The 5,401-nt window shown below is 62.9% G+C and carries 6 protein-coding genes, 1 tRNA gene and 1 pseudogene; 4 read left to right on the forward strand and 4 right to left on the reverse strand.

Annotated elements, in window-relative coordinates; all coding sequences use genetic code 11:
- Positions 1-49: 49 nt before the first annotated feature.
- The gene (locus ACFE7K_RS15405) at positions 50-811 is read right to left on the reverse strand and encodes a hypothetical protein (RefSeq protein ID WP_375399078.1); all 762 of its coding nucleotides are present in this window, start codon (positions 809-811) and stop codon (positions 50-52) included.
- Positions 812-836: 25 nt separating this feature from the next.
- Positions 837-1,349, reverse strand: coding sequence for a TonB-dependent receptor plug domain-containing protein (locus ACFE7K_RS15410; RefSeq protein WP_375399079.1), 513 nt, complete (start codon positions 1,347-1,349; stop codon positions 837-839).
- A 117-nt stretch (positions 1,350-1,466) separates the two neighbouring features.
- On the opposite strand from ACFE7K_RS15410, the gene ACFE7K_RS15415 reads away from it, so the two are divergent.
- Both ACFE7K_RS15415 and ACFE7K_RS15420 read left to right on the forward strand, forming a co-directional pair.
- Positions 1,467-1,595 carry a hypothetical protein gene (locus tag ACFE7K_RS15415; protein WP_375399080.1) on the forward strand — a complete coding sequence of 43 codons (129 nt, stop codon included), beginning with the start codon at positions 1,467-1,469 and terminating at the stop codon, positions 1,593-1,595.
- Positions 1,596-1,704: 109 nt separating this feature from the next.
- Positions 1,705-2,466: a hypothetical protein gene (locus tag ACFE7K_RS15420; RefSeq protein ID WP_375399081.1), complete on the forward strand. Its 762-nt coding sequence runs from the start codon at positions 1,705-1,707 to the stop codon at positions 2,464-2,466.
- On the opposite strand, the gene ACFE7K_RS15425 is transcribed toward ACFE7K_RS15420, so the two are convergent.
- Positions 2,432-2,505 (reverse strand) — tRNA-Gly (locus tag ACFE7K_RS15425). The genes ACFE7K_RS15420 and ACFE7K_RS15425 overlap by 35 nt on opposite strands.
- A 197-nt stretch (positions 2,506-2,702) precedes the next feature.
- The gene (locus ACFE7K_RS15430) at positions 2,703-3,038 is read right to left on the reverse strand and encodes a hypothetical protein (RefSeq protein WP_375399082.1); all 336 of its coding nucleotides are present in this window, start codon (positions 3,036-3,038) and stop codon (positions 2,703-2,705) included.
- 273 nt (positions 3,039-3,311) lie between these two features.
- Here ACFE7K_RS15430 and ACFE7K_RS15435 point away from each other — a divergent pair, with 273 nt between their 5' ends.
- Together ACFE7K_RS15435 and ACFE7K_RS15440 are read left to right on the forward strand one after the other, a co-directional pair.
- The gene (locus ACFE7K_RS15435) at positions 3,312-3,647 is read left to right on the forward strand and encodes an RHS repeat domain-containing protein (RefSeq protein ID WP_375399083.1); all 336 of its coding nucleotides are present in this window, start codon (positions 3,312-3,314) and stop codon (positions 3,645-3,647) included.
- A 125-nt stretch (positions 3,648-3,772) separates the two neighbouring features.
- A pseudogene (locus ACFE7K_RS15440) lies at positions 3,773-5,401 on the forward strand (hypothetical protein); the annotation flags it as partial.

The following is a 5,401-nucleotide window of genomic DNA, read 5'->3' on the forward strand; positions in this document are numbered from 1 at the left end:
TATGGCGGCGTGACTCACAACCAATGGCCTCCGGCAAACCCGGGGCGGTTCACTCGGTGCTGTCGAGATAACGCTTGCCCGGCGCCAGCACATTCGCCGGCTCCGGGATCGCGAGGTCAGGATTGTCGAGTGAACCTGGGTTGATCGGGATAAAGCCGCGATAGGACTGGAAGAACTGCTCATACTGCGTAGTCGCCGCGATCGTGACGACATGGGCGAGCGGGCCGGTCCGGAACTCGCCCCGCAGCTTTGCCTCCCCGACGGTGTATTTCTCCTGCGCCTTTTGATTGAAGACGAAACCGGTGTAATTCCGTCCCGGCTGGAGGAAATACACCGCGTTGAAGTAGGTGAACGGTTGGTCGAAGCGTTGGCCGCTGAGCGACAGCGTCCAGCCGGGCGCCACGCTCCAGTCCGCCTTGCCGCCATAGATGCGTGTGAGATGGGTCTGATATTCCCAAGGCTGGGCGTACTGACGGCGCGGGTTCAGCGGCGCGATCGGTGCCTGCGCACCGGCCGTGAACACCTGAAAGCCGCCTCCGTCGCGGGGCGCGTCGCGCCCCAGCACGGCGTCGGCCTGCAGGTGAACCGCCTCGACCGGCGACCAGTCCAGCGCGATCGAGCCGACATAGCGATGAGGATCGTTGCCGGGGTGATAATCTTCGCCCCGCTCCACTACGCCCGCAACCCTGACGCCCAGGCCGTGCTCACCCCCGAAGCGCCGGTTGAAGTCGGCGGTGCCGATGAAGTTGGAGTCGGTGCTGTAGCGCAGGCCGAGCTGGTTGATCTGATTGGTGGTCGGGCGTTTCAGCACGTAGTTGATGACCCCGCCAGGGGCGTTAGCCGTAAAGGAAGCCGCTCGGGCCACGCAGCACGTCGATCCGGTCCATGATCTCGAGTGGGATCGCAGCGTTCGTCGTCGTCGGCACGCCCTCGAAGCGCGAGTTGAGGCCGCTGGCCTTGAAGCCCCTCAGGCTTACGAAGTTGGCGTAGCCACGGAAATTGACCTGGATGCTGGGATCGATCTTCTGCAGGTCGATGATATTCACCGCTTGACGGACGTCGATCAGCCCGCTCGAAATCGTGTTGACCGAGAAAGGCGTATCGAGAACGCGTGTCGTGCCGAGGTCGCCGAAGCTCGTTACATTGGGCTGGTAGATTTTTCGGGCGGTGACGATGATCTCAGCCTGATCGGTCGCCGCGGGTGCGATCTCTGCGGGTGTGGGTGGCGTGGTAGGCGGAGCGCCTTGTTCGTCCTGCGCCATTGCCGGCGCGGCCGCCATCATCAGCACCGCCGCCGACACACCCCCTAAAAACGTGCGCATGATTCCCCCGAGAAAGTTGTGCGCCAACTGCTATTGCAAGTCATTCCTAACTGGGTACGGTTGTAATGAGTGTGCGACTAGGTTCTCGCTGTCGGCACCCAGAACGTGCAGCGGCAGCACCGCTTGATCGCGTCGCGATTCGCGGTGAAGATTCGATTGCTGGCGACCATGCCGACCCAGTTCTTCGGCGTGGCACTTGCCATGAAGGTCATGCTGCGCCGCATGGGCAAACATTCCATAGCTTTGGAAAGGTTCAGCGCGCGAATCGGCTGATTGCGTTGCTCGCGAGCACATGGCGCACAGGGCGTCGCGGCTCGCGGGAGATTCATCATGGCCGCGAGCACAAAGAACGAACTGCCCCTCGAAAACACCGACAAGGTCGGTGGCGCGACCGTCGACGACTCGCATCTTCGAGGAATATGCCGATGGCCTCAGCCCGAAGAAGATCACCGAGCGGCTGAACGCCGAGGGCGTTCCCGGTCCGTGGAATGTGCGAACCAGCGTATATTGGGGATGCGGTAGCCGGACCGAGGGCAGTGGCTGCACCAACAACCGCACGATCTCGACCGAGAGCTACGAACGTCGCGTGCTGGCGGGCCTGCGCGAACGGATGCTCGATCCCGATCTGGTCGAGGTCTTCGTTGCCGAATATCATGAGGAATATGCTAAGCGCTCCGCCAAGGCGCGCCGAGAGCGTGGCAGCGTCGAGCGGCGGCTGGCCAACGCCACCGCGACGATCGACCGCTTGGTTGCCGCGATCGGCGCCGGGGCCGGGACGTTCGACCAGTTCCGGGAGGCGCTGACCAAAGCGCGGGACGATCGTGACGCGGCTATGGCCGAGATACACGAGCAGGATGCGGAGCCAGTCGTTGCGCTCCATCCGGCGATCGTCGGCGATTATCGTCGTCTGGTCGCCAACCTTCAGGCGGCGCTGGCCGACCCCGAGGCGGGACCACAGGCTGCCACGGCGTTGCGCACCCTGATCGACCGGATCGTGCTGATCCCCAACCCGGACGGTCGCGGCGTGTCCATTCAGGTGGAGGGTCGTCTCGCCGGCATCGTTGCGCTCGCCACCGGGCGTGAGCCGCCAGAGGCACTTACTGCAAAGGTGGAGCGGGTGAAGGGAATCGAACCCTCGTCGTAAGCTTGGGAAGCTTCTGCTCTGCCATTGAGCTACACCCGCTTTTAGGTATTTAGAGCCTGGTCACTTCACCTGTTTTCCGTCCCCGCTTCTCGTATTCCACATCTACCTGGCGCTGCCAAGGATCAAGTCCTCCATCCCCATAGGCTCACCGGCAGCGGCCGATCGCACCGGCCAGTCCATCAGCCGCCTTCATCTCGCCGGGACATGCTGTCGAGGCTTACGGCCAGCTGCCGTTATCAGAGATAGAAACTGTCTATCACACAGGCTCCGGTGGTGGAATCGACGTGGTAGTAAATTCCCACCGGAAGAAGCGCGGCCTTGCCTGTAGCGACAATGGACCAGAGTCGCTGCTTGCTGTCGTCGCCTGCAGATGACGGGAGCAGGAGTTGTCCGGCTGCGCAGGAGGAGCCGGTAAAGAACAGAGTCACCGCGCCATCGTTATAGTCCTGCAATCGCCAATATGTAGGGATAGCCGAGACGCTGTCGGCATATGCCGGGACAGATTGTATAAAGATGCTTGATGCAAATAAGAAAAACGCCGTGACAATACGCGAGAAAATGCTATTTATCATAAATATATCCGATCTGTTTGATGTTTACATTTACTTAGTTATATTACCTTTATTGTTTAATATAGGCTTGATTGTTTCAACAATAACAGGTGTTACTATGATAAGATGACCGACAATTTTAAATATCTTACCAAGATTAATCTTCATTATTCTGTCCTTTCTAGTGAAAGTTGGATATCACTAAGTATATCCAACATGTATCCAACAAATGCAAAATTTGTACCTGCGAGATTTTGTTGGATATATGTAGGAGATCCACCGACATGACTCTGGATGCCGATCGGACTGGAGATCATCTCCGCTCTCCATCTGTCCGGCAACGGAGCATTCTTTATGCAACATGCCATTGCCGCGATGCGGGCAGCCATCGTCCTCGTCGGCCTGTCGCTTGGCGGCGCGGCCCAGGCGTCGGAGACGACCACCTACAGCTATGATGCGCTTGGCCGGCTGACCGGGGTGCAGGTTGCCGGCGGTCCCAGCGACGGGCGCCACGACACCTACAGCTATGACGCGGCGGGCAACCGCACGCAGACCGCGGTCACCGGCGCCAGGCCCCCGGTCGTGGTGGTGCCGCTCAACGGCTACACCGTGATCCCGCTTCCCGACTGAGCCGGCAACGGCCCGAGAGCCGCCCCGTCACCCCTTCATACGTGACCAACCTTGCCACCGGCCATTGCGGGCTCGGGGGCAGCATCGGCGCGCGCCGTCGACCCACGCATTCAAGGAACCTACACATGTTCGATCGCAAGCTGCTGCGCGTCATTCTCGCCGGCACCACCTTGTCGTCCGGCGTCGTCGCCGCGCCGGCGTTCGCGCAGCTCGCCGCCCCGGCGCCGGTCCGGCAGTCGGTCGACGCCAATGGCGTCGACCTGTTCCTGGGGACGATGAACGTCGATGCGCCGGCGCTGACCCTGGGCGGCAGCGACAACGGCCTGTCTTATTACCGCCTGACGCGGGGCAATGGCTGGGCCGACAACGTCACCGCCTCGCTCACCCTCAACGCCGGCGAGATGACCGTCAGCATGGGCGGCACGTCGGACGTGTTCATCGTCTCCGGGAGCAGCTATACGCCGACCCAGGGCAATGGCGCGACCCTCACGTTCAACAACACGACCAAGGTCTACAGCTATACGCGCTCGGACGGCACCGTCGCGCATTTCGACCAGAACAAGAAGACGCCCTATCCTTATTACGCCGACGAGGGCCGCGTGACCGACATCGTCACGCCGGGGGGCGCGAAGCTGCTATTCTCCTATGACAGCCTCTATTATTGCTCGGCCGAGAAGTTCGGCAGCGGCGGCCCGATCTGCCTGACGCATTCCTATGCCTATCGGCTGTCGTCGGTGCGCAACGCTTATGGCTACAGGCTGGCGTTCAGCTATGGCGCGATCGACTCGTTCGATCCCGACGATCCGAACGACCATCCCGACTTCGCCACGTGGTCGGCCGCGACCGGGGTGGTCGGCGACAACCTCGCGGTCTCGGGCGCGGGGACGCCGTCGGAGAGCTTTTCGATCAGCGCGAGCGGGGGGGCCACGTACCTGACCGTCACCGACCCGCTGAGCCGGGCGACCGTCTATCGCTCGACCGCCAACGGGATCGAGGGGATCACCTTGCCCGGCAGCACGGGCGAGGACGCGACCGCCACCTATAGCGGCGGGCGGGTGTCGTCGGTCGCCACCCGGGTCGGCACCACCGGCTATGCGGCGAGCGATGCGGGCGGGGTGCGCACGGTGAGCGTGACCGATCCGGCCTCGAAGGTGACGACCTACACGTTCGACATCGCCTCGCAGCTGATGACCGCGATGACCGATGCGACCGGGCGCAAGACCAGCTGGCAATATGACGCCAGCGGCCGGGTCACCCGCGCGACGCGGCCGATGGGCAATCTGGCCGGCGCGACCGGCAGCTATGTGCATTATGGCTATGACAGCCGCGGCAACGTCACCGAGCGGCGCGTGGTCGCCGACAGCGGCTCGGGTGCCGCCGACATCGTCACCTCGGCGTCGTACGACGCGACCTGCAGCAACGCGGCGACCTGCAACCGGCCGAACGCGACCACCGACGCGCGCGGCAACGTGACCGATTACAGCTATGACGCGGCCTCGGGCGACCTGCTGACCGTCACGCTGCCGGCGCCGGCCACGGGCGCGGTGCGGCCCCGGACGACCTACAGCTATACCACGCTCCAGGCGTATTTCGACCGGGGCGCGGGGATCGTGGCGTCGGGGGATCCGGTCTCCCGGCTGACCGGCATCTCGGCGTGCCGGACGCTGGCGAGCTGCGCGGGCACCGCCGACGAGGTCAGGACGATCGTCGATTATGGTCCGCAGGCGACCGGCATCGGCAACAACCTGCTGCCG

The sequence above is a fragment of the uncultured Sphingomonas sp. genome (assembly GCF_964244265.1).
Lineage (GTDB): Bacteria > Pseudomonadota > Alphaproteobacteria > Sphingomonadales > Sphingomonadaceae > Sphingomonas.